This is a genomic window from Nonomuraea sp. NPDC050394, from assembly GCF_044459065.1.
Classification (GTDB): domain Bacteria; phylum Actinomycetota; class Actinomycetes; order Streptosporangiales; family Streptosporangiaceae; genus Nonomuraea.
On record NZ_JBITIO010000019.1, the window covers coordinates 78981 to 104517 of the forward strand.

At 69.6% G+C, this 25537-nt stretch carries 22 protein-coding genes; 12 read left to right on the top strand and 10 right to left on the bottom strand.

Going from position 1 to position 25537, the window contains the following annotated elements; translation table 11 throughout:
* The first annotated feature begins 36 nt into the window (after positions 1-36).
* The 3 genes from ACIBKY_RS47000 (at position 37) to ACIBKY_RS47010 (ending at position 5639) form a co-directional block, all read left to right on the top strand.
* Positions 37-1035: a single-stranded DNA-binding protein gene (locus ACIBKY_RS47000; protein ID WP_397107794.1), complete on the top strand. Its 999-nt coding sequence runs from the start codon at positions 37-39 to the stop codon at positions 1033-1035.
* A gap of 493 nt (positions 1036-1528) precedes the next feature.
* Positions 1529-2650, top strand: a complete 1122-nt coding sequence (locus ACIBKY_RS47005; RefSeq protein ID WP_397107796.1) for a GGDEF domain-containing protein — start codon at positions 1529-1531, stop codon at positions 2648-2650.
* A gap of 784 nt (positions 2651-3434) precedes the next feature.
* Complete coding sequence (locus ACIBKY_RS47010) at positions 3435-5639, top strand: M64 family metallopeptidase (protein ID WP_397107798.1); 2205 nt, start codon at positions 3435-3437, stop codon at positions 5637-5639.
* 56 nt (positions 5640-5695) lie between these two features.
* Here the strand turns inward: ACIBKY_RS47010 and ACIBKY_RS47015 are convergent, their stop codons facing one another.
* Positions 5696-6727 carry a fatty acid desaturase family protein gene (locus ACIBKY_RS47015; RefSeq protein WP_397107800.1) on the bottom strand — a complete coding sequence of 344 codons (1032 nt, stop codon included), beginning with the start codon at positions 6725-6727 and terminating at the stop codon, positions 5696-5698.
* A 71-nt stretch (positions 6728-6798) separates the two neighbouring features.
* On the bottom strand, positions 6799-7356 hold the full coding sequence (locus tag ACIBKY_RS47020; protein ID WP_397107802.1) for a thymidine kinase: 558 nt from the start codon (positions 7354-7356) through the stop codon (positions 6799-6801).
* A 61-nt stretch (positions 7357-7417) separates the two neighbouring features.
* On the opposite strand from ACIBKY_RS47020, the gene ettA reads away from it, so the two are divergent.
* From ettA to ACIBKY_RS47040, 4 genes are all read left to right on the top strand, one after another.
* The gene (ettA, locus tag ACIBKY_RS47025; RefSeq protein ID WP_397107804.1) at positions 7418-9082 is read left to right on the top strand and encodes an energy-dependent translational throttle protein EttA; all 1665 of its coding nucleotides are present in this window, start codon (positions 7418-7420) and stop codon (positions 9080-9082) included.
* A 490-nt stretch (positions 9083-9572) separates the two neighbouring features.
* Positions 9573-10088 carry a VOC family protein gene (locus ACIBKY_RS47030; protein WP_397107806.1) on the top strand — a complete coding sequence of 172 codons (516 nt, stop codon included), beginning with the start codon at positions 9573-9575 and terminating at the stop codon, positions 10086-10088.
* Positions 10089-10118: 30 nt separating this feature from the next.
* Positions 10119-10541: an acyl-CoA thioesterase gene (locus ACIBKY_RS47035; RefSeq protein WP_397107808.1), complete on the top strand. Its 423-nt coding sequence runs from the start codon at positions 10119-10121 to the stop codon at positions 10539-10541.
* Between the two features lie 69 nt (positions 10542-10610).
* Positions 10611-11777, top strand: a complete 1167-nt coding sequence (locus ACIBKY_RS47040) for an MFS transporter (RefSeq protein ID WP_397107810.1) — start codon at positions 10611-10613, stop codon at positions 11775-11777.
* A gap of 29 nt (positions 11778-11806) precedes the next feature.
* On the opposite strand, the gene ACIBKY_RS47045 is transcribed toward ACIBKY_RS47040, so the two are convergent.
* The 4 genes from ACIBKY_RS47045 to ACIBKY_RS47060 form a co-directional block, all read right to left on the bottom strand.
* The gene (locus ACIBKY_RS47045; RefSeq protein WP_397107812.1) at positions 11807-13324 is read right to left on the bottom strand and encodes a glycoside hydrolase family 13 protein; all 1518 of its coding nucleotides are present in this window, start codon (positions 13322-13324) and stop codon (positions 11807-11809) included.
* Between the two features lie 17 nt (positions 13325-13341).
* Positions 13342-13722, bottom strand: coding sequence for a globin (locus tag ACIBKY_RS47050; RefSeq protein ID WP_397107814.1), 381 nt, complete (start codon positions 13720-13722; stop codon positions 13342-13344).
* A 16-nt stretch (positions 13723-13738) separates the two neighbouring features.
* On the bottom strand, positions 13739-14683 hold the full coding sequence (locus tag ACIBKY_RS47055; RefSeq protein ID WP_397107815.1) for a mechanosensitive ion channel family protein: 945 nt from the start codon (positions 14681-14683) through the stop codon (positions 13739-13741).
* A 450-nt stretch (positions 14684-15133) separates the two neighbouring features.
* Positions 15134-15388, bottom strand: coding sequence for a hypothetical protein (locus ACIBKY_RS47060; protein WP_397107817.1), 255 nt, complete (start codon positions 15386-15388; stop codon positions 15134-15136).
* 297 nt (positions 15389-15685) lie between these two features.
* Between ACIBKY_RS47060 and ACIBKY_RS47065 the strand changes: the two genes are divergently transcribed.
* The 5 genes from ACIBKY_RS47065 to ACIBKY_RS47085 all read left to right on the top strand — a co-directional run bounded on the left by ACIBKY_RS47065 (position 15686) and on the right by ACIBKY_RS47085 (position 21637).
* Positions 15686-17239, top strand: coding sequence for an XRE family transcriptional regulator (locus ACIBKY_RS47065; RefSeq protein ID WP_397107819.1), 1554 nt, complete (start codon positions 15686-15688; stop codon positions 17237-17239).
* The gene (locus ACIBKY_RS47070; protein ID WP_379614894.1) at positions 17236-17724 is read left to right on the top strand and encodes a GNAT family N-acetyltransferase; all 489 of its coding nucleotides are present in this window, start codon (positions 17236-17238) and stop codon (positions 17722-17724) included. The genes ACIBKY_RS47065 and ACIBKY_RS47070 overlap by 4 nt, the downstream gene beginning before the upstream one ends.
* Positions 17725-17957: 233 nt before the next feature.
* On the top strand, positions 17958-19247 hold the full coding sequence (locus tag ACIBKY_RS47075; RefSeq protein WP_397107821.1) for a DMT family transporter: 1290 nt from the start codon (positions 17958-17960) through the stop codon (positions 19245-19247).
* 251 nt (positions 19248-19498) lie between these two features.
* Complete coding sequence (locus tag ACIBKY_RS47080; protein WP_397107823.1) at positions 19499-21157, top strand: tetratricopeptide repeat protein; 1659 nt, start codon at positions 19499-19501, stop codon at positions 21155-21157.
* Positions 21158-21184: 27 nt separating this feature from the next.
* Positions 21185-21637, top strand: coding sequence for a hypothetical protein (locus ACIBKY_RS47085; protein ID WP_397107825.1), 453 nt, complete (start codon positions 21185-21187; stop codon positions 21635-21637).
* Positions 21638-21732: 95 nt separating this feature from the next.
* Here ACIBKY_RS47085 and ACIBKY_RS47090 read toward each other — a convergent pair whose 3' ends face one another.
* Genes ACIBKY_RS47090 through ACIBKY_RS47105 form a run of 4 tightly spaced genes read right to left on the bottom strand, consistent with a single transcriptional unit; the run spans position 21733 to position 25533 of the window.
* Complete coding sequence (locus ACIBKY_RS47090) at positions 21733-22764, bottom strand: ABC transporter ATP-binding protein (RefSeq protein ID WP_397107827.1); 1032 nt, start codon at positions 22762-22764, stop codon at positions 21733-21735.
* Positions 22761-23570: an ABC transporter permease gene (locus tag ACIBKY_RS47095; RefSeq protein ID WP_397107829.1), complete on the bottom strand. Its 810-nt coding sequence runs from the start codon at positions 23568-23570 to the stop codon at positions 22761-22763. The genes ACIBKY_RS47090 and ACIBKY_RS47095 overlap by 4 nt, the downstream gene beginning before the upstream one ends.
* Positions 23567-24460, bottom strand: a complete 894-nt coding sequence (locus ACIBKY_RS47100) for an ABC transporter permease (RefSeq protein ID WP_397107831.1) — start codon at positions 24458-24460, stop codon at positions 23567-23569. The genes ACIBKY_RS47095 and ACIBKY_RS47100 overlap by 4 nt, the downstream gene beginning before the upstream one ends.
* Positions 24457-25533: an extracellular solute-binding protein gene (locus ACIBKY_RS47105; RefSeq protein ID WP_397107833.1), complete on the bottom strand. Its 1077-nt coding sequence runs from the start codon at positions 25531-25533 to the stop codon at positions 24457-24459. The genes ACIBKY_RS47100 and ACIBKY_RS47105 overlap by 4 nt, the downstream gene beginning before the upstream one ends.
* Positions 25534-25537 lie beyond the last annotated feature (4 nt).

The following is a 25537-nucleotide window of genomic DNA, read 5'->3' on the forward strand; positions in this document are numbered from 1 at the left end:
CCGCGGGCAGCCCGCCCGCCGCATGGGAGGCAACCGATGAACGACATCTACATCACGCTCACCGGCAACGTCGCATCCGAGCCGCGCCAGTACACCTTCGAGGACGGGGTCCGGGTGACCTCGCTGCGGGTGCTGACCAGTCACCGCTATTTCGACAAGAAGACCGGTCAGTGGGCAGACGGGGAGAAGGTCTGCTTCGCCGTACGGTGCTGGCGCGCGCTGGCCGACAACGTCGCCCAGTCGATCCGGGTCGGGCACCCGGTCGTGGTGTCGGGGAAGTTGCGGATCAGGGAGTTCGGGGCGGAGGACGACCGGCGGTTCATGGCCGAGGTGGAAGCCTCTTCGGTGGGCCACGACCTGCGGTGGGGGACCGGCGTGTTCAGCAAGCCGGAGCGCGGGGCCTCGATCGTGAGCAGGGAGCGGCGTGAACGGCTCGACGAGGACACCCAGGACTGGGCCATGGGCGGTGGCCGTCCCCGGTCCGGTCCGGCGGAGCTCGACCCGGCGTTCGGCGTGCTGGAGGCCCGTGAGCGCGCCCTGACCGGCGGTGACACCCTCACTGCCGCCCTTCCTGGTGGGGCGGGGGAGGTTCGTGTGCTGGGCTCGTCCGTGCGGGAGGCGGGTGACCCCGCGCTCCGGCGTGCCGGTGGTGACCCCGGTGCCTTCGGTGACTGTGGTGTCGCCGGTGGCCTCGTGCCGGAGGGTGAGGCCGGGGCAGGTGATGCCGGAGCCGCACAGGAGCTTGTGAGGGGCGACGGTGGGAGCGCTCGTGAGCTGGGGAAGGGCGAGGGCGGAAGCGCTCGGGAGCTGGTGAAGGGCGAGAGTGGAAGCGCTCGTGAGCTGGGGAAGGGCGAGGCCGGGGCTGCTCGGGAGCCGGGGAAGGGCGGTGCGGCGGTGGAGACCGCTCGTGGGCGGCGGCGGGGGCGGCGCGAGGAACCGGAGGGCGCGCTCGACGACGGTGACGCGCTGGTGAGGGTGCTCGGCGCAGCAGGCGACGGCTCAGGCGATCCCGTCGAGGAGCGGGCTGCCGCCTGAGTCCAGGCGGGCGGAGGAGGAGGGGGCACCGGCCGTGACGTGTCGGTGTCCCCGAGCCTGGCGAGCTCGGACACCGCGCGGATCAGCCGATGGTGTTGCCCGTGTCAGATGTTGAGAGCATCTGTCAGGTCCAGGTCACGCCCCGCACCATGGCTGCTCCTTTCCCGCACGGCCCGCTCGCGGAGTGAGCGGCATCCCATTCGGTGGCCGCATGACGCAAAGGCCACCGAGCCAAAGGTAGCGGTTCCCGTCGCGCAACGCACACTCCGCAACTATTGTGTTACACATCGTTAGTCTGAGAGGAGACGGGATGGCGGCGACCAGTCACACCTCGGTCAAGTCTCGCGACGGTGTGTCAACACTGGCCGGCCGCTGGCCGCTGCTGGGGCAGCGCCGCGCCCTCATGGTCTATCTCATAGGGATCGTAATCCTGGATGTCGCGGCCATTGCGGTCTTTGCGACATCTGCCGAATTTAGCTGGTCAGATCTGCTGATGTTCGGCTCGTTGATGGCCTGTGGGGCGGTCTGCATCGAGGCGACCAGGCGGCTGGGCATGCCGGCCGGTGTCTCACGCGACCTGCTGTCGGCGTGGTGGCTGCCGGTGGCGCTGCTGCTGCCGCCGGTCTACGCCCTGTTCGCGCCGATCCTGTTGCAGGTGTTGCTCCAGTTGCGGGTGCGCGCCACGGTCCTGTACCGGCGCGTGTTCAGCTCGGCCGCCATCGGCCTGGCCGGGTGCACCGCCTCGGTGGTCTTCCACCGCCTGGTCCCCGACCCGGCTGTCCTGTCCAGAGGCGGCGGCACCCCGATCCTCTACGCGGTGGCCTGCGCCACGCTCTTCGCCCTCCTCAACACCGCGTTGATCGCCGTGGCCGCCCACACCGCGGACCCCGACACCCGCTGGCGCGACGTCCTGTGGGACCGGGAGAGCGTCCTGCTGGACGTGGTCGAGCTCTGCCTGGGCGTCACGGTGGCCATAGCCTGCGGCCTGAACCTGGCCTTGCTGGTCCTGGCCCTGCCGCCGGTCGTCCTGCTGCAGCGCAGCCTCCTGCACGCCCAGTTGCAGGCGGCGGCCCGTACCGACCCGAAGACCGGCCTTCTCAACGCGGCGGCCTGGCAGCGCGAGGCCGACACCGAGATCGTCCGCGCCCGCCGTACCGGTGAGACGCTGGCCCTGCTGATCATCGACATCGACCACTTCAAACGCGTCAACGACACCCACGGCCACCTGGTCGGCGACCAGGTCCTGGTGGGCGTGGCCGCCACCCTGCGCGGTCAGCTCCGCGACTACGACGTGGTGGGCCGCTTCGGTGGCGAGGAGTTCGTGGTCCTCCTCCCGAGAGCCGACATCTCCGAAGCCCGCCGCGTCGCCGAACGCCTGCGCCACCGCATCGGCCGCATGGCCATCCCCGCCGACGACGCCATGATCACCATCACGATCTCGGCGGGGGTCGCCATCATGAGCATCCACGGCGACGACCTGATCGAACTCCTCGCCGCCGCCGACCTGGCCCTGTACCGAGCGAAGGAGCTGGGCCGCGACCGCATCTGCATCCCCGCCGTCCAGCCCACACCCCCACCCCAACCCCCGGCCGACCCACCCCTCCCTCCACCCTGACCACCCCAGGACACCTTCCTGTCACGCGGTGACCTGGGTGCGGGTCCTTCAGCACGGGCCCGTGCGGTCGCGTGCGTCGCGGCTGTGTGGTGACGTGCGGGTGTGCCGCTGCCCATAGGCCGTGGTGTTGTCGGCACCCCGCAATTGCCGTGTGGTGTCGCGCCGGGGGTGCTTCCCGGGTGCCCGGGGATCTTCTGTCCGGGTGACGGGCGGCCTTTTGGGCGTCCTTGCGGGGGGTGGGTGTGGGGCGTGTGCTGCGGGGTGAGGGACGGAGCGTGGGCTGCTGGGTGGGGGCGGGGCGGGGCGTGGGTTTGGGGCATGGGGCGCGTGGGGCTCGGGCGTGTGTTGTGCGGTTCAGGTGTGGGGCCTGGGCGTGTGGTGCGGGGCTCAGGCGTGGAGCTGGGGCGTGTGTTGCGGGGCGGGGGCGTGGGGCGCGGGGTCGGGGCGTGTGGTGCGGGGCTCATGCCTGGGGCTCATGCCTGGGCCTAGGGCTGGGGCATGGGGCTTGGGTGTGGGTTTGCGGCCCGGGGCGGTGTGGGGCTTGGGGGTGGTGGGGAGGGTGAGACCTGGCTCGCAGGGGTTGGGTATATCGCTGGGGTTATCCCCAGGTGAGATGGGACGGATGGGTGGCGTGCGCGGATAGTACTAGCACGTCATGTACCACACCCCGGAGGTCCCATTGCGCGCCACCGGCGCCTTAGCCGCCCTCTTGCTGGCCGGATCCCTTCTCGTTCACCCCCTTCCCGCCAGTGCCGCCGAGCCTGGTGCGGCGACGGTGGTTCCGGTGCAGGTCACCGGGGACCCGGCCAAGCGTTTCAATCTGGTGCTTCTCGGTGACGGGTATACCGAGAGCGAGCAGGCCGCCTTCAAGACCGACGTGGACCGGCATCTCAACGTGATGTGGTCCATCGAGCCGTTCAAGAGCTACCGGAACTACATCAACGTCTACCGCGTGGACATCGTCTCGGCCGACTCGGGGATCAGTTGCGATCCGGATCTCAGTTCGCCGCGTAAGAACACACCCCTGAGCATGGGGTTCTGGGGGCAGTGCAACGCCCAGAGCGTCCAGCGGCTGATCACGATGAACAACTCCGCCGCCAACCGCTACGCCAACATGGTCACGGGCACCACGCCGGGCAATCGGCAGATTCTGGCGCTGGGCAACAGCAAGACGTACGGCGGCGCGGGCGGCTCCTACGCCACCGCCTCCGGCAGCAACGCGATGTCGGCCCTGATCAGCCCCCACGAACTGGGCCACTCCCTGGGCGGGCTCCAGGACGAGTACGACTACTACCAGCGCGGCGTCCCCGGTGGCGCCTACACGGGGCCGGAGCCGTCCAGCGCGCACCACTCGTTGCTGACCGAGCAGCAGATGCTCGACCAGAAGCGCAAGTGGTGGCGCTGGCTGGGCGAGGAGAGCGAGTCGGGCGGGCCGATCGCGCGGTTCGAGGGCGGGCTGTACTCCTCGACGGGGGTGTGGCGGCCCTCGCGGCACTCGATGATGAAGTCGCTCGGCTACTACTTCGACCAGGTCAGCCGCGAGGTGATGGTGCAGCGCATCACCGCGAAGACGGACGTGATCCAGGGCTCGACGCCGGTGAACGCGCCCGTGGGGGCGGACCGGGTGTTGTGGGTGGAGCCGATGCGGCCGCTGGGCCACGCGTTGAAGGTGTCCTGGAGTGTGGACGGCGCCGCCGTACCCTCGACTGAGGATGCTCTTGACCTGCGCGCCCTGAACCTGTCGCCCGGGACGCACACGGTCACGGCGACGGTGGCGGACACGACGGAGTTCGTGCGGGACCCGGCGGTGCGCGCCGCGCTCACCCGCAGCAGGACCTGGACGGTCGACACCGCGCTGACCACGCCGCCCGACGGGGTGACTCCCGGCATCGCCGCGTCCGCCCCCACGACCAGGCCGGCCGGGCGCGGCGACGTCATGTACGTGGAGACCACGCATCCGGCGCGGCAGCTCGTCCCGGTGACCTGGAAGCTGGACGGGACGAAGGTGGGCGACTCGGGCAGCGACTTCGCGCTCAGCGACCTGAGCCCGGGTGTCCACACGCTCACCGCGAGCGCCGGAGCGGACACGGTGACCTGGACCGTTGACGGCACGCCGCCCACGACCGGCTACGAGCTGTCCGAGCCTGTGGTGAAAGACGGTGATCTGTACCTGTACAACGGGCCGTTCACGATGCGGCTGAACGGCCGCGACGACAAGGACGGCTACGTGGTGTCCGAGTCGCGCGTGGACGGCGACGGCTGGTTCAACTACTTCGGCTGGCCGACCTCGGCCGACCTGCCGTGGACGTTCAGTGAGAGCGGCACCGTCATCGACCATCTCGTGTACGGCAAGCTCCCGCGCGGCCGCCACACGATCGAGTACCGCTCCATCGACGCCGCGGGCAACTACGGCAGGGCCGGCAGCTTCCGGGTGGCCACGATGGCGCCGCCGCCAGCGTGCGACCGCACGGTCACGGGCACGCACCGCGGCGCGCTGGTGGTCACCTCCGGCGTCACCTGCCTGGAAGGCGCGAAGGTGTCCGGTCCCGTGTCGGTACGGCCCGGCGCCTCCCTGGTCATGCGCGGCGGAAGCATCTCGGGCGTCCTGAGCACGTCGAAGGCGGCACAGGTGCACCTGCTGAAGGGCCGCGTGAACGGCGCGGCGGAGATCAGGGGCACCACGGACGCCCTGGTCATCGCCGGTACCGAGGTGCGTGGGGCGCTCGTTCTCACCGGGAACCAGGCGCCGGCGCTGGCCGGGAGCACCGTCCGCGGTGCGCTGGTCTGCACCGGCAACAGCGCCGCCCCCGCCAACCTGGGCGCGGCGAACCGGATCACCGGTGCCGCCACCGGCCAGTGCGCGCACGCGGGCCGTCCCGACCCGGCCGCCGCCGTGTCCGGCGCGATGGCCAAGGTGGCGGCGGTGCCGTACACGGCGGTGGACAACTCCTCGGAGCCGCAGCACGGCGACGACGGCCACCGGCACTGACGCCGAAGGGGCGGGCGCTCCCCTCCCGCGCCCGCCCCTTCGCGACCCCCCGGCGGCTACTCGAGGTTGCCCAGCCGCAGCGGCTCGCCGACCTCGTGCATGTGCTGCAGGGCCTCGCGGTGCGACTGGATCAGGCTCGTCTCGTAGTAGGGCACGTCGATCTCGGCGCAGTGGTCGCGGACGAACGACTGGGCGAGGGGCAGGTGCGGGCTGGGCATGTTCGGGAACAGGTGGTGCTCGATCTGGTAGTTGAGCCCGCCCATCGCGATGTCGGTGACGACGCCGCCGCGCACGTTGCGGGTGGTCAGGACCTGACGGCGCAGGTAGTCGAGCTTCTCGCCCTTCTTGAGCGTGGGCATGCCCTTGTGGCCGGGGGCGAAGACCGAGCCCATGTACAGGCCCCAGAGCCCCTGGTGGACGGCGAGGAAGATCAGCGCCTTCACCGGCGACAGCACCATGAACAGCGCCGCCAGATACCCGACCACGTGAACGGTCAGCAGGACGCCCTCGATGGCCTTGAACTTGAGCTTCGGGTTGGTCAGCGAGCGAAAGCCGGACACGTGCAGGTTCAGGCCTTCGAGCAGGAGCAGCGGGTAGAACAGCAGCGCCTGGCGGGGGCCGATGATGCGGGCCAGGCCCTTGCTGGAGCGCGCCTGCTCCTTGGACCAGACGATGACGTCGGGGCGGACGTCCGGGTCGAGATCCTCGTGGTTCGGGTTGGCGTGGTGGCGGGTGTGCTTCTCCATCCACCAGCCGTAGCCCATGCCGACGAGCAGGTTCCCGGTCACCCAGCCGGTCATTCTGGTGGGCTTCTCGGTACGGAAGACCTGACGGTGGGCGATGTCATGGGAAACCAGCGCGACCTGGGCGAACATGACGGCGAAGAACACGGCCACGCCCACCTGCCACCAGGAGTCGCCGAGCGCGAAGAAGGCGGCCAGGCCGCCGGCGTACAGGCCGAGGATGAGGCCGATGCGCACCACGTAGTAGCCGGGGCGCCGGCGCATCAGGCCGGCATCGGTCACGCGCTGGAGTAGCCGGGCGTAGTCGCTGCCGGTACCCGGCCGCACGATCGTCTCGGTGGTCATGCTGATGAGTCTGTTGAAGATCTCACCCCGTTCTAAGCCCGTGGACACCCCGAACCATAGGGGGGCTAGCCCTACCTTTCGACGTGGACCCGGCAGCGGGCCTGGTACTTGTCCTCGCCGCCCACGTGCTCGGCGACCACATCGGTCGCGCTGCCGCCCACCCGCGCCACCCGCTCGTGGAAGATCGCGTCGTTGCCGCAGACCAGGCAGATCGCGGTGAGCTTCGTCACGTGCTCGGCCAGCGCCATCAGAGACGGCAGCGGCTCGAACGGCCGGCGGTCGAAGGTCACGTCCAGACCGGCGACGACCACGACGGCGCCGCGCACCGCCAGCCGGTCGGCGACCCCGGCCAGATCGGGGCCGAAGAACTGGGCCTCGTCGACCGCGACCAGATCGGCGGCGGGATCGGCCAGGGCCTCGATCTCGGCGGCGGCCGCGGCTGAGCGGGCCGGGTGGCCGGCGCCGGCGTGGGAGGAGATCCGGTCCGCGCCTCTGCGCACGTCCAGCCGGTGGGTGAACACCTCGACCCGGCGGCCGGCGATGACGGCCCGCCGTACCCTCCGCAGGAGCTCTTCGCTCTTGCCCGCGAACATCGGCCCCGCGATGACCTCGACCCGTCCCTGGCGCACCCGCACACGTTAACCGCAACCGTGGCCGGGGCGGGGTGACACACGCCCTAAGCTAGAGGGCATGGCCGAGTACATCTACACGATGCAGCGCGTACGCAAGGCGCATGGCGACAAGGTTGTCCTGAACGACGTCACGATTTCGTTCCTGCCCGGTGCGAAGATCGGCGTGCTCGGCCCGAACGGCACCGGCAAGTCGACTCTGCTGCGCATGATGGCGGGCCTTGACCACCCCTCCAACGGCGACGCCAAGCTGATGCCCGGCTACACCGTGGGCATGCTCCAGCAGGAGCCGCCGCTCAACGAGGAGAAGACCGTTCTCGGCAACGTCGAGGAGGCGGTGGCCGAGACCAAGGCGATGCTCGACCGCTTCAACGAGATCGCCGAGCTGATGGCCACCGACTACAGCGACGCGTTGCTGGAGGAGATGGGCAAGCTGCAGGACGAGCTCGACCACCGCAACGCGTGGGAGCTCGACTCGCAGCTTGAGCAGGCGATGGACGCGCTGCGCTGCCCGCCCCCCGACGCCGACGTGACGACGCTGTCCGGTGGTGAGCGCCGCCGCGTGGCGCTGTGCAAGCTCCTGCTTGAGGCGCCCGACCTGCTGCTGCTCGACGAGCCCACCAACCACCTGGACGCCGAGAGCGTGCAGTGGCTGGAGTCGCACCTGGAGAAGTACGCGGGCACCGTCCTGGCCGTCACCCACGACCGCTACTTCCTCGACAACGTGGCGACCTGGATCCTGGAGCTCGACCGCGGCCGCTGCTACCCCTACGAGGGCAACTACTCCACCTACCTGGAGGCCAAGGCGCAGCGTCTGAAGGTCGAGGGCCAGAAGGACGTCAAGCGCAAGAAGCGCCTGGAGGACGAGCTGGAGTGGGTCCGCTCCAACCCGAAGGCCCGCCAGACCAAGAGCAAGGCCCGGCTGCAGCGCTACGAGGAGATGGCCGCCGAGGCCGACAAGCACCGCAAGCTGGACTTCGAGGAGATCCAGATCCCGCCGGGCCCGCGCCTGGGCACCACGGTGATCAGGGCCGAGAAGCTCACCAAGGGCTTCGAGGACCGCGTCCTCATGGAGAACATCACCTTCGACCTGCCCCGCAACGGCATCGTCGGCATCATCGGCCCCAACGGCGTGGGCAAGACCACGCTGTTCCGCATGATCACCGGCCAGGAGAAGCCCGACAACGGTTCGATCATCGTCGGTGACACCGTCAAGATCTCCTACGCCGACCAGTCGCGCGGCGGCATCGACCCGAACAAGAACGTCTGGGAGGTCGTCTCCGACGGCCTCGACTTCATCAAGGTCGGACAGGTCGAGGTGCCCTCGCGCGCGTACATCGCGGCGTTCGGCTTCAAGGGCCCCGACCAGCAGAAGAAGTCCGGCGTGCTGTCGGGCGGCGAGCGCAACCGCCTCAACCTCGCACTCACCCTCAAGCAGGGCGGAAACGTCCTCCTGCTCGACGAGCCCACCAACGACCTCGACACCGAGACGCTGAGCTCGCTGGAGAACGCCCTGCTCGACTTCCCGGGCTGCGCCGTCATCACCTCCCACGACCGGTGGTTCCTCGACCGGATCGCGACGCACATCCTGGCTTGGGAGGAGGGCTCGAACTGGTTCTGGTTCGAAGGCAACTTCGCCGACTACGAGAAGAACAAGATCGAGCGCCTGGGCGCCGACGCCGCCCGCCCCCACCGCGTCACCTACCGCAAGCTCCACCGCGACTAGCGCCACCGGTTTCTGGCCGCTCGCCGTAAAGGGCCGCCGTCCGCGAGGGCGGCGGCCCTTTTGCGCTGCGGCGTCAAGCTTTCCCTCTGGCCGCGGCCGTGGGGCGCTTCAGGCTCTTCTCCTGGCTTTCGACCATTGGGCGTTTTCAAGCTCTTCATCTGGTTCGCGGCCGATCCGGGTGTTTTCCCTCCGTGCGCGGCCGGTCTGGGGTGTTGCCTCCGTGCGCGGCCCATCCGTTACGGCGGAGCCGCCCCCACGCCACCCGCCGACGTGCGCTCGCGCCGATCGGGGGGATCGCTTCTCACGTCGGACGTGGTACCCGCCGTCACGGCTGAAGCCCGCGGAGCACCTGAGACTGTGGAGCGCCTTAAAACGGCAGCACCTGAAAGCCCGCGGACCACCCGAAAGTCTCGTAACATCTGCCCGCCGCGCGGCACCCGCCCGCCCATGTCTAGAATCAAATTCTAGATGGCGCGAGAGGAGCCAAAGCGTGGGACTGGAACAAGATCTTGACGGCCTCGGCGTGACGTTCGACCACACGGCGGTGGCCGCCCCCCGTATCAGGGACCTGCTCCCGATCTACCAGGACCTTCTGGGCGGACGGCACCTGGGCGGCGGTGGCGACAGCCGGGCGGCCGGGTACCGGACCGTGCAGCTCACCTACACCGGAGGCGGCAAGGTCGAACTCATGGAACCCCTGGCCGGATCGACCTTCTTCGACAGCTTCTTCGAGCTGTCCCGGGGCAGGGGCGGGGTTCATCACCTCAACTTCCACGTCACGGACATGGACGCGGCGGTGGCCCGGCTGACCGGGAAGGGGTACCGGCTGCACGGGCTGAACGTCGGCGACCCGCGCTGGCGCGAGGTGTTCCTGCACCCGAAGGAGGCGCACGGCGTTCTGATCCAGCTCGCCCAGTCCGGCGGCGACCACGGCGGGACCCGGGTGAGCCTCGACGACGTGCTGGCCGGACGTGGGTTCGACGGCAACGGCATCCCCAGCCCATGACCACGCGATGACAGTCGATAGCGTGGAGGGGTGGTCAAGAGATCCCCGGCCAAGCGGCACATCTTCCCGAGGATGGTCAGGTTCGCCGACATCGACTCGCTCGGGCACGTCAACAACGTGCGGTTTTTCGACTATCTGGAGGACGCCCGGCTGGGGATGCTGCACATCGACCCGTACCGTGCCGGAGACGCGCCGTTCAAGGGGCTCGTGGTGTCCCGGCATGAGATCGACTACAGGCGGCCGCTCACGTTCCGGGCGGATCCGGTCAGCGTGGAGACGTGGGTGACCGAGGTGCGGCCGGTGCGGTTCACGCTGGAGTACGAGATCCGGGACGAGAAGGAGGTCTTCGTGACCGCCCGGTCGGTGCTCGTGGCCTACGACGTGGACCGTGCGGCTCCCCGCCGGCTGCTGGAGGACGAGCTCATCTATCTCAAGCGCTATCTCGCGGAGTAATACGGGCTCGCGCAAACAGCCTCATGTCATGAAATATCGGAGGTTGTGGGCGATAAGAGGCGTTGGGGGATGCTGGCACTCGGCGTCAACGCTCATACGAGTGTCACGCTCGGACTCTTCGGGCTTCCGCTGGTCATGCCGGACATCCAGCGCGACTTCCAGGTGTCGCTGCCCGTCGCGGCGGTGATCGGGAACGCTCCCGGCATCGGGGTCCTGTTCGCCCTCGTCGCCTGGGGCGCGCTGGCCGACCGGCGCGGCGAGCGGGTGGCGCTCGGCGCCGGGGTCGGGCTGGCGTCGGTGTTCTTGGCGGCGGCGGCGTTCGCCCAGGCGGCGTGGGCGGTCGTCGCGCTGCTCGCGCTCGCGGGGGCGGCCGGATCGGCGGCCATGGTGGGCGGCGGGCGCATCGTGCTGCGCTGGTTCGACCCGCCGGAGCGCGGCGTCGCGATGGGGCTGCGGCAGGTCTCCTACACACTCGGGATGGCGGTGGCGGGCTTCCTGCTGCCCGCGGTGTCCAGCGCGTACGGGCTGTCCGGCGTGCTCCTGGTCTGCTCCGCGTTCTGCCTGGTCGCGGCGGTCCTGGCCGGGTTGCTGCTGGCCGAGCCGCCGCGCGAACTGGCCGCGGCGAGCGCTCCGCAGGCGGCCTCGCCGTACGGCAAGAGCGTGTTGTGGCGGGTGCACGGCACGAGCGCGCTGCACGTCGTGCCGCAGATCGCGGTCAGCACGTACGGCGTGGCCTGCCTCGTCGGCACCTACGGGTGGGACACGGTGCACGCGGGGCAGCTTTTCGGGGCGGCGGCCATCGGGGGAGCGGTGGTGCGGATCGCGGTGGGGCGCTGGTCGGACCGGACCGGGCTGCGGATGGCGCCGTTGCGGATCCTCACGGTCACGACGGCGGCGGTGCTCGCGCTGCTGGTCGGCGCGCAGGCGAGCTCTGGAGTGGCGGCGATCGCGTGGGCGGGGCCGGTGACGCTGGCGCTGGCCGCGGTGCTCACCGTGGCAGGCAACGGCCTGGCCTACCTGGCGGCGGGGGAACTGGCAGGGCCCGGCTGGGCGGGACGGGTGCTCGGCACGCACAACGGCATCCAGAACGTCGTCGCCCTGGTCGCCGCGCCCCTGCTCGGTGTGCTGATCGCGCATGCGGGGTTCTGGGCGGGGTTCGGGGTCGGGCTGGTGCTGTGCCTGGCCTCGCTGCCGGTGATCCCGGTCGGCTCGGAGCGGGACCGGGGGGCGCCATGATCAGGCTCACCATGACGCCCGCGGACTTTCTAGGGCCGGTTGAGCCAGGCCGCCGTGTCGGGCGGGAGCAGGCCGCCGTCGAGCGGGCCGCTCGACAGAAGCACGCTCTCGTACGGCGGAAGCCGCACGGGTTCCAGGCCGCAGTTGAGCACGCAGGTCAGCGGGCCACGGGTAAAGAAAAGCGCACCTTCGGGGGAATCCAGCCACTCCAGGGTGTATGGCAGTGAACGTACAAGGTCACGGCGGGTGGTCAGGGCTTGGCGGTAGAACTCGAGGGTCGAGGTGGTCTGCCCGGTCTGGGCTTCCGCGCTCAGTTCGCCGAAGGCTTCCGGCTGGGGGAGCCAGGGCTTGACGTCGCCGGGGGAGAAGCCGAACGAGGCGCCGCCGGCGGTCCAGGGAATCGGCACGCGGCAGCCGTCGCGGCCGGGGAGCTTGCCCTCGGACTGGAAGAAGACCGGGTCCTGGCGGGCTTCCGGGGGAAGATTCTTCACCTCGGGGAGGCCTAGTTCCTCCCCCTGGTAGAGGTATGCACTACCGGGCAGGGCAAGCATGGTGAGCAATGCGGCTTTTGCCCGCTTGAGGCCGGTGCCCGGGTCTTCGGTGTCGTAGCGGGTGCGATGCCGTACCACGTCGTGGTTGGACAGCACCCATGTCGCGAACGGGACCGTCGCCATCGTCTCGTCGATCACCTTCTTGAACGCGGTCGGCGACCACGGCGCCTGCAGCCACGCGAAGTTGAAGCTCTGGTGCAACTCGTCCGGGCGCACGTACTGGGCCAGATCCTCCGCCTTGTCCGTCCACACCTCGCCGACGGCCATCCGCTCGCCGGGGTAGGAGTCCAGGACCTTGCGCCACTGCCGGTACACCTCGTGCACCTCCGGCTGCCCCCACACCGGCGAGACCGACGTGAACGACTGGTCCTCGACGTCGGGCAGCCCCTCGGCCTTGTACAGGCCCATGGCCACGTCGATGCGGAAGCCGTCCACGCCGCGATCCAGCCAGAACCGCAGGACGTCCAGGAACTCCGCGTGCACCTCGGGATCGCGCCAGTTGAAGTCCGGCTGGCCCGGCGCGAACAGATGCAGATACCACTGCCCGTCCTCCACCCGCGTCCACGCGGGCCCGCTGAACGTCGACTGCCAGTTGTTCGGCGGCAGTTCCCCGCCCTCCCGGAAGAGGTAGCGCTCGCGCCGCTCGCCCCGCAGCGCCTCCCGGAACCACGGATGCCGGTCGGAGCTGTGGTTGGGCACGATGTCCACGACCACCCTCAGCCCGAGCTCGTGCGCGTCGGAGACCAGCGACTCGAAGTCGCCCAGCGTCCCGAACAGCGGATCGACGTCACGGTAGTCGGCCACGTCGTACCCGCCGTCGGCCATCGGCGAGGTGTAGAACGGCGTCAGCCAGATCGCGTCCACACCCAGATCTCTGAGGTACGGCAGGCGCTTCCGGATCCCGGGGAGGTCGCCGACACCGTCACCCGAGGCGTCGGAGAAGCTGCGGACGTAGATCTCGTAGACGATGGCATCACGCCACCAGGGGATATCCATGTGGCGTGTCATGCCCGCTATGTCGGACTGTTCACCATGCTGTGCGCCGCGTACACCAGATAGTCCCAGAGCCGCTTCTCCAGGTCCTCGGTCAGCTCCAGATCCTCGACCGCGTCGCGCATGTGCCGCAGCCAGGCGTCGCGCGCGGCCTCGTCGACCTGGAACGGCGCGTGGCGCATGCGCAGCCGCGGATGGCCGCGCTCCTGGCTGTAGGTCGTCGGCCCGCCCCAGTACTGGATCAGGAACCCGCGCAGCCGGTCCTCGGCGCCCGCGAGATCCTCCTCCGGGTACATGGGCCGCAGCAAGGGGTCCTCCTTGACGCCCTCGTAGAAGCGGTGCACGAGGCGCCGGAACGTCTCCTCGCCTCCGACGGCGTCATAGAAGGAAATCTCAGTCACGGTATAAGCCTAAGTGTTAGGGGGCGATGGCTATTCCCGCCGCGTCCAGGGCGGCCTTGACCCGGAGCCTCAGCTCGCGGGCCACCTCCGCCTGGCGGGCCGGCAGCGTCTTGGCCGAGACCCGGAAGACCAGCGAACTGTCCGACAACTGCTCCACGCCGAAGACGCTCGGCTCCTCCACGATCACCGACTCGCGGTACTCGGGGTCCTCCCACAGCTCCGCGGTGACCCGCTGCAGGAGTTCGCGGACGGCGGCCACGTCGGAGTCGTAGGCCACCGGGACGTCCACGTAGGCGCGCGACCAGCCCTGCGACTCGTTGCCGACACGGGCGATGGTGCCGTTGCGCACGTACCAGACCCGGCCGTCGGCGTCGCGCAGCCGCGTCACCCGGAGCGTGACCGCCTCCACCGTGCCCACGGCGGCGCCCACGTCCACGACGTCGCCGACGCCGTACTGGTCCTCCAGCAGCATGAACATGCCCGCGATGAAGTCCTTGACCAGTTCCTGCGCGCCGAAGCCGATCGCCACGCCGAGGATGCCGACGCTGGTGAGCAGCGGGGCGATGGGGATGGTCAGCCGGTCCAGGACGGTCAGGATGGCGGTGCCGATGATGACGATCGAGGCGATGTGCTTGAGTACCGAGCCCATGGTCTCGGCGCGCTGCTTGCGTCGTTCGTTGAGGAGGGCGTCGATGCCGTCGGTGGCGGCGCCGTTCTTGCGGAAGCGACCGGCGATCGGGGTGGTGTTCGACGCCCGGTTGACGACCCGCGCGATCAGGCGGTGCGCCACGTTCCTGATGACGAAGGCGATGACCAGGATGAGGACGATCGTGATCGTGGTGGCCACGACGGGCGCCCAGCCGTTGTTGCCCATCAACTGAGCGAGGCCGCTACAGAACACCGTGTCCTTGCTGCAGAGGTCGGCCATGCCCGTGCCGAACTTGTCGATCGTGTCGGTCAAGCCGGTGGAGGATGGTGATGGTGATGGCTGTGGCGTGACGAGCACGAGGTGGATCCCCTCCGGATGCGGTTCGGTCGACGGTCACTAATGAGCAAATCGCCTCAAAAGATACCGCCGACCGAACCGGCCGCCGTCACATCACGCCGGGGAAGACGGGGTCGCCAGGGCCCGGGGCCGCGGAGGGCGGGCTTGGCGCTCCGGTGACGGACGGCTCGGACGAGACACACACCCGGAAGCATGTCCCGTGCCGTTCTCCGGGAGGGATCCCCCGATACACCCTCCGGTTCGACCCGGAAGGCGGTCTGCAGACTACGAAAGGGCCGGAACCGGCGAGATGCCCAAGGATTCCGCAAACGGAAACCCTCCGCACCGGGCACCCCGCCGGCTCCGAGAGGCCGCGCTGGGCGCGGTGAGCCGAGGTGGCTGCGCTCCACCCGGATCACCGCATGGTCACTCCCCCACCGCGGCGAGCACGCGTGCGACCTTGGTCGCTGCACCGGCCGGATCGTCGGCCGTATGCATCCGTTCGCCCCATGACCAGCAGTACCACCAGTCGGGGACGTCGGCGTTCGGCCGGCAGGTGACGTTTTCGGACAGGCTGGTGGCCGCTGGATTGATGACCCGTACGAAGAGCCGGCCGGACTGCGTCCGCACTACTCTGGCGAGCAGCCCGTGGCCGCAGAGTTCCGCCGCGAGCCTCTCCAAGTGTCCGACGTTGTCGCCTCCCACCTCGATGCCTCCCTTGAATCGTTGCTGGTGAGCAAAAGATGACTCAAGTCTGCCGGTGACGCAACGAGGCCCCCCCGTGCACAGGGAGCGACCTTCTCCCTAGTGGGTTGTAAGAAACAGTCCGCGGGGGGACGATCCTTAACCGTAAGCTTCAAGAGGACGTTTTCAACCTGTCATTAATGGGCCATAGTTCTTGGTAGGCGCAGTGCTATCTTCGGACTACGCTGCGTCAGCGGTAGCGGACCCGTCGGGACGTGTGTGAGAGGGGCCGGGATGTCCGGCAGACAGCACAGGGAAACGGAAATGGCACGGCGGATCCGGGCCAAGGGCCTCGCCGCCGGCCGTACCGCTGCCCAGATCGCTGAGGAGATCCACGAAGCCTGTGAGCCACAGTTCGGGACGACCAAGATCAAAGGTCATCGCCTGAGCCACGGCATCGCGCTGGCCGACGTCATCGAGCAGGTGCGCGCCCTGTTCGAGCGAGATGAGAAGCCGCCGCCGGGCATCGGTGAGACGTTGCTGTCGGCGTACGAGAGCGGGCTCAAGCGGCCCGGACCCGAATACCTCCACTACCTGTGCAGCGTCTACCGGGTCGAGCCCAAGTCGCTCGGCTACGACGGCCCCTGCATCTGCGGCCACGGGCACCGGATGCCCGGCGTGGTCCGCAGCGAGGTCGTCGACACCATCGAGATCGACCGCCCGCGCGACATCTGGGTCCCGGCCTCCTCGTCCGAGCCCACCGACGAGGCCGGCGAAGAGCACGAGAACGTCATGCGCAGGACGTTGTTAACGCTGCTGCGCGGCGACACGTCGCTCAAGCTCGACGCCCAGATCATCGGCGCCGCCGAGGGCATCAGGAGACGGATGGACGAGATGCTGGTCTCGTCCACCGTCTCCGCCGCCATGCTCGACCAGTGGGAGGACGCCACCCTCGCGTTCGGCCGGCAGTACACCACGACCGCCCCGCTGCGGCTCCTGTGTGACGTGCTGCTGGAGCTGAGCGCGGTGCGCGCCGCGATGTCGCGCAGGCAGCCGATCGACCTCCAGGAACGGCTGTGCCGCATGGCCGCCCAGCTCGCCGGGCTGAGCGGCATGATCATGATCAACCTGGGCGACCACCGGCTGGCCCGGTCCTTCTTCCGCACCGGCCGCACCGCGGCCGACGAGACGGGCGACCGGGCCCTGCGCGCGTGGGTCACCGCTCGCGAAGCGCTCGTACCCCTCTATTACGGCGACGCCCGCGAAGCGCTCAACCTCGCGAAGAAGAGCCGCGACCTGGCCGGCCAGACGTCCTGCGCGGCGCAGGCCATGGCGCCGGTCGTCGAGGCCCGCGCGCTCGCCATGATCTCCGGCACCGACAGCAAGAAGGAGATCGTCGACCAGGCCAAGCGCGCGCTGACGCGAGCCAGGACGGCCTTCGCCCACATGAAGGCGCACGAGCAGGAAGACGTCGCCTTCGGCTACACCGAGAAGCAGCTCTACTTCTACCAGGGTGACGTCCTCACCAAGCTCGGGCAGACGCTCGAGGCGGAGGTCGTCCTCGGCCAGGCGCTCGACAAGTACTCCGACCACATCCTCGACCAGACGCTCATCCGCCTGGACCAGGCGCAGTGCCGCCTGATCGAGGGCGATGTCGACGAAGCCCTCAAGATAGGCACGGCCGCTCTCACGAAACTGAGCGACGAGTACCGCACCGAACTCGTCATGCGGCCCGCTCTGCAGCTGGAGCAGTCTGTGAGAGCCAAGGAACCCAACCACCCCGACCTGCCGGGCTACCGGAGTCAGCTCTTCAAGGCACCCGTCGGGGAAGGGAGCAATGGTGCATGAACCTGAAGATCAGGCGCTACCGCTGGTCTGACCTTGACACGATCCTCGCTCTGCACCGGATCTGCCTCGCGGAGGTGGGCCTGGTGCCGGGCGACGGCGTCTACTACGACGACGACTTCCCGCGCATCCAGGAGATCTACCTGGCCTGCGGCGGTGACTTCCTCGTCGGCGAGGTCGACGGCCGGGTCGTGGCCATGGGCGGCATCAAGCCCGTCGACGCCGGCATGGCCGAGATGTGCCGTCTGCGGGTGCATCCGCAGTTCCAGCGGCGTGGGTTCGGCCGGGCCATGGTGCAGGCCCTGGAGGCGCGGGCGCTGGAGCTCGGCTTCCACAGCGTCCAGGGCGACACCACGCTCAACCAGAAGGCCGCATTGGCGCTGTACTTCGCGCTGGGGTGGCAGGAGGTCTCGCGGCGGCGCGTGGGGTCGCTGACCGTCGTGTTCATCGAGAAGCGCCTCACCTCGGCGGCCGTCGCTGACCGCTGATCCGTCCTTCTCCGGGCGCCAGTCACCACTGGCGCCCTTTCCACGTCCCGGGGCGCCTGGGAAGAGATGCCCAAGGTGGGCGAGGGAATTGTGGGGAATGGACGATTCGTCGAAGGGGCCGGGTAGGGGTGTGCGGGTCCGTGAGTGAGGCCCTTCACTCCGAGTGGTAGAGGAGCATCACCAGCTCCGGGCTGTACACCGGCGGCTGCTGATTGTAGTGCCATGCTTTTCCCATGGCAGGCGTGCCCGCTCCCCGACCCCTCCTGGGAGCCGTGCTTCTGTTGTTCGTCAGCGCCGCTTGGGGGTCGGCGTTTCCGCTGATGAAGGACCTCATTCACCGGTTACCAGTGGAGGATCTGCTCGCCGAGCGATACACCATCGCGGCGATCACTCTCGTTCTCCTCCGGCCGGGGTGTCTGCGGGGGCTTTCGCGGTCCACCTGGATCAACGCGATCGTTCTCGGGGTGATGTTCGGTGTGGGGCAGACGGCCCAGGCGGTCGCGCTGGAGAGTTTGCCCTCCTCGGTGTCCGGCTTCGCGGTGGGGTGCAGCGTGATCATCACGCCGCTCCTCGCGCTGGCGCTCTTCCGGGTCCGCGTCCCGACGCGGGTGTGGATAGGAGTGGCGCTGGCGATGGCGGGGATGACGGTGTTCACCCTGCTGAGCGGGGCCGAGGACCACGAGCTATCCATTGTCGCGCTGGTCGTCACGCTCGGGGCGGCGGCGCTCTATTCGGGGCACACGCTGCTGCTGGCGCGGGTGTCCAGGGCCGGGCAGGGCTACGACGCCTATGCCGTCACCGTCATCCAGCTGGCCACGATCGGCCTGTTCACCGGCGCCTTCGCGGCGCGGGACGGGATCGTGGTCCCGGCCACCGGGGGCGACTGGGTGATCCTGGCGCACCTGTCCGTGGTGGCGTGCGCGCTGGGCTTCCTGGCACGTTCCTACGGGCAGATCCACGTTCCGGCGGTGCCGAGCGCGGTGCTGATGTCGTCGCAACCGCTCTGGGTGGCGGCGATCGCGGTGCTGTGGTTCAGCGAGCCGGTCGGGATGAGCCTGATCATCGGCGGCGGGCTCATGGCGGGGGCGATGCTGCTCGTCGTGCCCGGCCGTGGCGGCCCGCCGATGGCGGGCGAGGCGGCGAAAACCGAGCAGTCCCCGCCGGGCTCCGACGCGGGGCTGCTGCGGGTCTCGCGCCGCGCGGCGAAGGTCCTCGCGGACCTTCGGGTCAAGCGCGACGATCCACTCAGGTTCGACCGTACGGCGCTGCCCATCGTTCCGGTCAAGGCGATGGCCTGCGCGGATCGGGAGTCGTGCCCATGGAACAACCGAGCCGTCAAGGGCAGCGGAGAGCCGAGCCTCGACCGCCTGCTCCAGCGTGCCACGGCGATCGTCCGGGCACGTTCGGCCACGGGACCGGGGTGCTGCCAGTCGGTGACCTTGCTGGGTCGCTGCCTGTGCACGCTCATCGAGGAAGCCGAACAGCAGAAGGTCACGACCGCAAGCTGGTTTCGGCCCAACTAATCAACAAATAACGGCCAATAAGCCACAGCAAGTTCTAACCTATTGGCCTCCGGCTTATTCCTTATAAATCTTGATATTCGGTGGAGTGTCCGAATAATGGTGAATTACCCCGAACTAGAGAGGTACACCATGAAGCGCATCGTCGTCCGTAAGCCGGGAACCGCGAAGCTTACCGGGACCTCCAGCGTCATTCACCAGGGGTGATAGAGAACAGGTCCCATCTCAGGGTTCAGGGTGCACCACCGGCCCGGATGGACGACATGGCGTTGCTGGTGCCGCCGATCGACGCGCACCGGTTGCCTCATGGTCCCTATACCGTCGGGGCAGCGCTTCTGCACCACCTCGTGCCGGCCGCCATGGAACGTTCCGAACGTCTCGTGGCGGCCCACGACATCGAGATCCGTGCGGCCGCGCCCGGTCTTCGCGACCGGGTGCCGGCCCGCCGGGTGACGCTCGACGCCGAGCTGCCCGACGACGAGCGGATCCTGGTCCCCGCGCCCCGCCGTACGCTGAGGATCGCCAACGGACTGGCGGAGTTCGTGCGCGCGGCCGCTCCGCCCGGCGGCGCCGTCGTGGTGTGCAACGCGGCATGGGCCGATCCCACCGACGCCGAACTGCTGGACGTGCTGATGCGCAGGGTTCCGGCGGAGGTGCTGAGCTTCACCGTCTACGAGGACGGTCCCGAACATCCCGGCGACGAGCGCGACACCGAGGAGCTGTGGCGCGTCGTCGATCGGTGCGTGCGGGAGGGGTTCCTGCACGCGGTGGTCGAACTGGGCGAGCGTGGCATGGACCGCGCCCCGGCCGCGGGCGCCCTGTGGTGGCGATTCGCCCAGCGCACCGCGACCGCGCTCGGCGGGCTCGGCCGTACCCGGGAGGCGCGGGCGCTGTGGGAGCACGTGCGGCGCGTGAGCCAGGATCCGGCCGTCCACGCCGCCGCCGCGTACGGCACCGCCATGCTGGACGCCCGCCACCCCGATCCCGCGCAACGCGACCTGGGCCGGGCCCGCGCCTGGCTCAACCAGGCGATCGCCATCTCGACCTTGCTGCCCGACCCGGTCGAGCGCGCCTTCAAGCTCGGCTTCGACCGCAACGGCCTGGCCCTGGTGGAGCTGCGCCTCGGCAATGCCGGGCGGGCGCTGGAACTGGTGGAGTCGGCGCTCCAGCTGGCCAAGGAACTGGGGGAGCGGCACCCGGTGCACCGGATGGTGCTGCTGGCCAACCGCGCGCAGTTGCTGGCCGGCGCGGGCCGTACGCGTGAGGCGCTCCAGGACTACGACGCGGCGATCGCGCTGGACCGCGCCTTCCCCGACTACTACGTCGACCGCGGGAACCTGCGCTTCCGGCTCGGCCGGTACGCCGAGGCGCTGGCCGACTACGAAGCGGCGATCGAGGCGGGCCCGCCGCTGCCCGAGGCGTACTACAACCGGGCCGAGCTACGCCTGGCCGAGGGCGACGAGGAAGGCGCCCTGGCCGACCTGGGCCACGTGATCGTGCTGGATCCCGGCTACCTCGACGCCTACATCAACCGAGCCGGGCTGCTTGCCGCCGGCGGGCGGGACGAGGAGGCCAGGACCGACGTGACGGCGGGGTTGCTGCTGGCGCCGGGCAACCCGCACCTGCTGGCGGTCCTCGGCCAGCTGGAGACGTCCGCGGGCCGGTACGACGCCGCGCACGAGGCGTTCGAGCTGGCCGTCGCGGCGGCGCCCGAACTGGCCGCGGCCTGGGCCAACCGGGGTGTGCTGCGCTACGAGACGGGAGATCTTGAGGGTGCGGTGGCCGACCTGACCCGGGCACTGGAGCTGGAACCGCAGGCCGACGTGCACGCCAACCGGGCCGTCGCGCTGCGCGAGCTGGGCCGGGCCGTTGAGGCCACCTGGGACGAGAAGCGGGCCGCCGACCTCGCGTAGATCACGATGATTGGCCATGATGGGGCCATGCGGGGGCGGTGGGCGAGGGCGGCGGCGGTCTACGCCGCGCTGGGGCTGGTGTGGTGGGCCAGCGTCGAGCTGATCTACCAGGCCGTCGGGTGTGAGGACTGGGGATGCCTGGTCACGTTGCTCGGGTCCCAGGCGGCGATCTCGGCGGCGGTGCTGGTCGGTGCCGGGTACCTGCTGCGGCTGGTGAACGTGGCGCGGGCGGCGGCGACCGGATGGCTGGCCGCGGTGCTGGTCGCGCTGGTCTTGCTGGGGCAGTGGGTGCTGCCGGTGTGGACCGACACCGTGCCGGACAGCGTGTCGGCGGTGGTGGCGTTCGGGCTGAGCGGGGCGGCCGCGGCGGTGGTGACGGAGCGGGGGCTGCCGGGGTGGCTGCGGGTGCTGGTGCTCCTGGTCGTGGGGGCGGCTGTTCCGCTCACGCTGGCGTGGGTACTGGCCACGGGAAACGGCTGACCGGGCGATCGGGATGAGCGTCGGGTCATGCTTGTGCCCGGACGTGCTTGTGCCGGGCGATCGGGTGATCGCCCGGCGGGGCCGTACCGGAAATGTCAGGCGGGAAAGACCTGGACGTGCGCGTCGGCGACGCGCACGCGGACCTCGTCGCCCGGTGTGAGGCCGGATGCCGCGCGCGAGGAGATGTCGGCGAAGACCGTGGCGGGGTTGCCGTTGACCTGGACCCGCGTGTAGACGCGGGTGGTGGCGCCGAGGAAGACGGTGACGTCCACGGTGGCGCGGGCGCCCTCGCCCTCGCGGGAGAGCTCGACGTCCTCGGGGCGGAACATGGCGAGGACGCGCTCCGACGGCGCGGGCACGTCGAACGCGCCGCCCGCGCGCACCCTGCCGTCGACCGCCGACAGTTCGAGCGTGTTGCGGTTGCCGACGAAGCCGGCGGCGAAGCGGGTGGCGGGCGCGGTGTAGATCTCGGCGGGCGGGCCGCACTGCTCGATGTCGCCGGCGTTCATGACCGCGACGCGGTCGGAGATGGCCAGCGCCTCGGCCTGGTCGTGGGTGACGAAGACGGTGGTGATGCCGACCTGGTGCTGGATGCGGCGTACCTCGTCGCGCAGCCGGGTGCGTACCTGGGCGTCGAGGGCGGACAGCGGCTCGTCGAGCAGCAGCACCTCGGGGCCGGGCGACAGGGCGCGGGCGAGCGCGACGCGCTGCTGCTGGCCGCCGGACAGCTGGTTCGGCAGCCGGTCGCCCAGCTGGTCGAGGCCGACGAGGGCGAGCATCTCGTCCACGCGCTCCCTCGTGCGCCCGCGCTCCTCCTTGCGCACGGTGAGCGGGAAGGCGACGTTGCCGCGGACGGTGAGGTTGGGGAAGAGCGCGTAGGACTGGAAGACCATCCCGATCGGCCGCTTCCTGACCGGCACGCCGGACATGTCGGCCCCGCCGATGGTCAGCCGGCCGCTGTCGAAGGCGGTCAGACCGGCGATGCAGCGCAGTAGCGTCGTCTTGCCGCAGCCGGAGGGCCCGAGCAGCGCCAGCATCTCGCCCTGTTCCACGTGGACGCTGACGCCGTTGAGCGCGGTGTGCCCGGAGAAGCGCTTGGTGATGCGGTCGAGTACGACATGGCTCATGAGATGGTGTTCCCTCCCATGCTCGCGCTCACCCGGCCGCGGCCGAGCCAGACGACCAGGGCGGACAGCGCGAACAGCAGGCCGAAGGTGAAGATGGTGACGACGGCGAGCGCGTTGGGGTCGCCGAGCGTGCGGGAGACGAACTGGCGGGCCGACCACAGCGGGAGCGTCTCGAAGCTGACGCCGGTGAGGATCTTGGCCAGCGCGAACTCGTTCATGGCGGTCGCGATGACCAGCAGCGCGCCGGAGACGACACCGCCGCGGATGGCCGGCACGATGACCTTGACCAGCGTCCGCATCGGGCTCGCCCCGCACGTCGCCGCGGCCTCGCTCAGCTGTACGGCGCCCGCCGCCAGCAGCGAGCTTTCCACCGCCCGGTACATGAACGGGAAGGCGATGGCCGCGGTCGAGGCCGCCAGCAGCCAGAACGTGCCGAACAACTGCGGCGCCACCGACTTGGTGACGAGCTGGATGCCCGCCCCCACGACCACCCACGGGATCGCGAACGGGATGACGGCGATCGTCTGGACCACCGAGCCGATGCGCGGATTGTGCACCACCGACCAGTACGCGGCGGGCACGACCAGCACGATCTCGATGACGACCACCACGGCCGACAGCAGCAGCGAACGCCCGAGCGCGCCGACCACGTCGGGTTTGGCGAAGACGTTGATCCAGTGGCTCAGCGTGTAGCCGTCGGGCAGCGGGGTGTCGGTCCACCGCGTGGCGACCGAGTAGAGCAGCGCGGCCAGCAGCGGCAGGCCGAAGTAGACGGCCAGCAGGCCGAGGAAGACGCGTCTGGTCACAACCACCTCGCGGCGCGCTTGAGGCAGAGCCGGTAGAGCACGGTGGCTCCGATGGCCAGGATCATCAGCAGCACCGACAGGACGGCGGCGCGGCCGAGGCCGAAGACCGACGTCTCCAGCGTGGTGCCGATCTGCAGAGTGATGAGCTTCTGCGAGCCCGGCGAGGCGGCCACCGCGTACGCGACGGCGTAGACCCCGATCGTCCAGGTGAAGACGAGCAGCCAGCCGGCGATCACGAACGGTGACAGCACCGGGATGCCGACGTGGCGCCAGAACTGCCACCGGGTGGCCTTGCAGACCTCGGCCGCCTCCTGCCAGTCGTTCTTGAGCACGCTCAGCGCGGGCAGCGTGAGCAGGACGAACATCGGCACGTTGAAGTACAGGTAGACCAGGTTCATGCCGTTGAAGGAACCGGTCGAGGGGAACGGGTTGCCCTCGATGCCGAGCAGCGCCTTCAGGATGAGCGTCAGCATGCCGGTGGAGCCGATCAGCGCGACGAAGCCGAAGGCCAGGCCGATGCCGGCGAAGTTCGACGCCACGTTCATGAGCGAGAGCCAGAAGGCGCGCCCGCCCAGCCGCATCCGGGTGATCAGCCAGGCGGCGGGGGCGCCGATCGCGGTGGCCAGTGTGGCCTGCACGACGCCGAGCGCCAGCGAGCCGCCGATGGCCTGGCGGTCGACGGGGTTGCTCGCGACCTTGGTGATGTGCTCGAAGCCGAGACCGCCGTCCGGCAGCGCGAAGCTCTCGTACACCAGCATGATCGCGGGCAGCACCAGCGTGGCCGCCGTGAACAGCAGCAGGGGCAGCGCGGGTCCCCACCTGGTGAGGAATCTGCGGGGGGACGAGCGGTGCGTGAGGATCGCCGGTCGTCCCTCTACGTGGGAGGTCACGCGAGAACCTTGGCCTCCCAGTCGGCGACGATCGTCTCGACGTTGACCTTGGTGATCTCGATCTCCTTCACGGGGGCGTACGCGCTTTCCGGCAGCCAGTTGGCCTTCGCCTCGGCCGGGACCTGGAGGTCGCCGTTCAGGGCGCGGATGGGGCGGGCGCCGAACTTGGCGAACAGGAGCTGGGCCTCGTCGGACAGCACGTACTCGAGGAAGCCCTTGAGGAAGTCGCCCTTGTTGGTGTTGTACCTGTTGATGATCAGGCCGGAGGGCGACCAGACGGAGCCGTCGGCCGGGATGATCACCTCGACGTTGACGTTCTTCTCCTTCAGCGCGGCCTTCTGCGCGATGCCGTTGAAGTCGTAGTTGATCTGGATGGGGGCCTCGCCCTTCTCCAGCGTCTCCTCGCTCATCTTGACGTCGCTGAGGTTGCCGGCGTCCTTGAGCTTCTTGAAGTATCCGTAGGCCGGGGCCAGGTTCTCGGCCGAGCCGCCGTTGGCGACCGCGGCGGCCACGACCATGGCCTGGCCGGTGCCGGACGAGGCCGGGTTCTTGGTGGAGATCATGCCCTTGTACTCGGGCTTGAGCAGGTCGGCCCAGCTCTTGGGCGGGTTCTTGACCTTGTCGGTGTTGACCACGAAGGCGGGCGCGCCGACGAAGGTGGCGACCCATCCGCCCTTGCCCTTCTGCCAGTCCTTGAGCTTGGCGGCCGACGGCGGCTGGTAGGCGGGCACCACGCCCTTGGCCTCGGCGACCGGGCCCCACATCAGGCCGATGTCGCTGGCCGTGGCGATGGGATTGGCCTTCTCCGCGTCGATGCGGACGATCTCCTCCGAGGAGGACATGTCGGTGTCCTTGTGGGCGCAGGTGCCGTTGTGCTTGGCGCAGAACGCCTTCACCACCTCGCCGTAGTTGGCCCAGTCGGGGGCCAGGCCGTACGTGGGCAGGTCCTTGCCCTGCTCGGCGATCTTCGCGGCGTCCGGTGCGGCGGCCCAGTCGTAGTCACTCGCGCCCGCTCCGCCACAGGCCGTCAGCGCGAACAGGGATGCGAGAGCAACCCCGATACGAATTTTCATCCTT

Excerpts from the sequence above, each read along its gene's own strand:
- ACIBKY_RS47065 (WP_397107819.1), top strand. The coding sequence starts at position 15,686 with ATGTCCGGCAGACAGCACAGGGAAACGGAAATGGCACGGCGGATCCGG.
- ACIBKY_RS47040 (WP_397107810.1), top strand. The coding sequence starts at position 10,611 with ATGCTGGCACTCGGCGTCAACGCTCATACGAGTGTCACGCTCGGACTC.
- ACIBKY_RS47015 (WP_397107800.1), bottom strand. The coding sequence starts at position 6,727 with ATGACCACCGAGACGATCGTGCGGCCGGGTACCGGCAGCGACTACGCC.
- ACIBKY_RS47000 (WP_397107794.1), top strand. The coding sequence starts at position 37 with ATGAACGACATCTACATCACGCTCACCGGCAACGTCGCATCCGAGCCG.
- ACIBKY_RS47045 (WP_397107812.1), bottom strand. The coding sequence starts at position 13,324 with ATGGATATCCCCTGGTGGCGTGATGCCATCGTCTACGAGATCTACGTC.
- ACIBKY_RS47085 (WP_397107825.1), top strand. The coding sequence starts at position 21,185 with ATGCGGGGGCGGTGGGCGAGGGCGGCGGCGGTCTACGCCGCGCTGGGG.
- ACIBKY_RS47105 (WP_397107833.1), bottom strand. The coding sequence starts at position 25,533 with ATGAAAATTCGTATCGGGGTTGCTCTCGCATCCCTGTTCGCGCTGACG.
- ACIBKY_RS47075 (WP_397107821.1), top strand. The coding sequence starts at position 17,958 with ATGGCAGGCGTGCCCGCTCCCCGACCCCTCCTGGGAGCCGTGCTTCTG.
- ACIBKY_RS47070 (WP_379614894.1), top strand. The coding sequence starts at position 17,236 with ATGAACCTGAAGATCAGGCGCTACCGCTGGTCTGACCTTGACACGATC.
- ACIBKY_RS47090 (WP_397107827.1), bottom strand. The coding sequence starts at position 22,764 with ATGAGCCATGTCGTACTCGACCGCATCACCAAGCGCTTCTCCGGGCAC.
- ettA (WP_397107804.1), top strand. The coding sequence starts at position 7,418 with ATGGCCGAGTACATCTACACGATGCAGCGCGTACGCAAGGCGCATGGC.
- ACIBKY_RS47080 (WP_397107823.1), top strand. The coding sequence starts at position 19,499 with ATGGACGACATGGCGTTGCTGGTGCCGCCGATCGACGCGCACCGGTTG.
- ACIBKY_RS47005 (WP_397107796.1), top strand. The coding sequence starts at position 1,529 with ATGTTCGGCTCGTTGATGGCCTGTGGGGCGGTCTGCATCGAGGCGACC.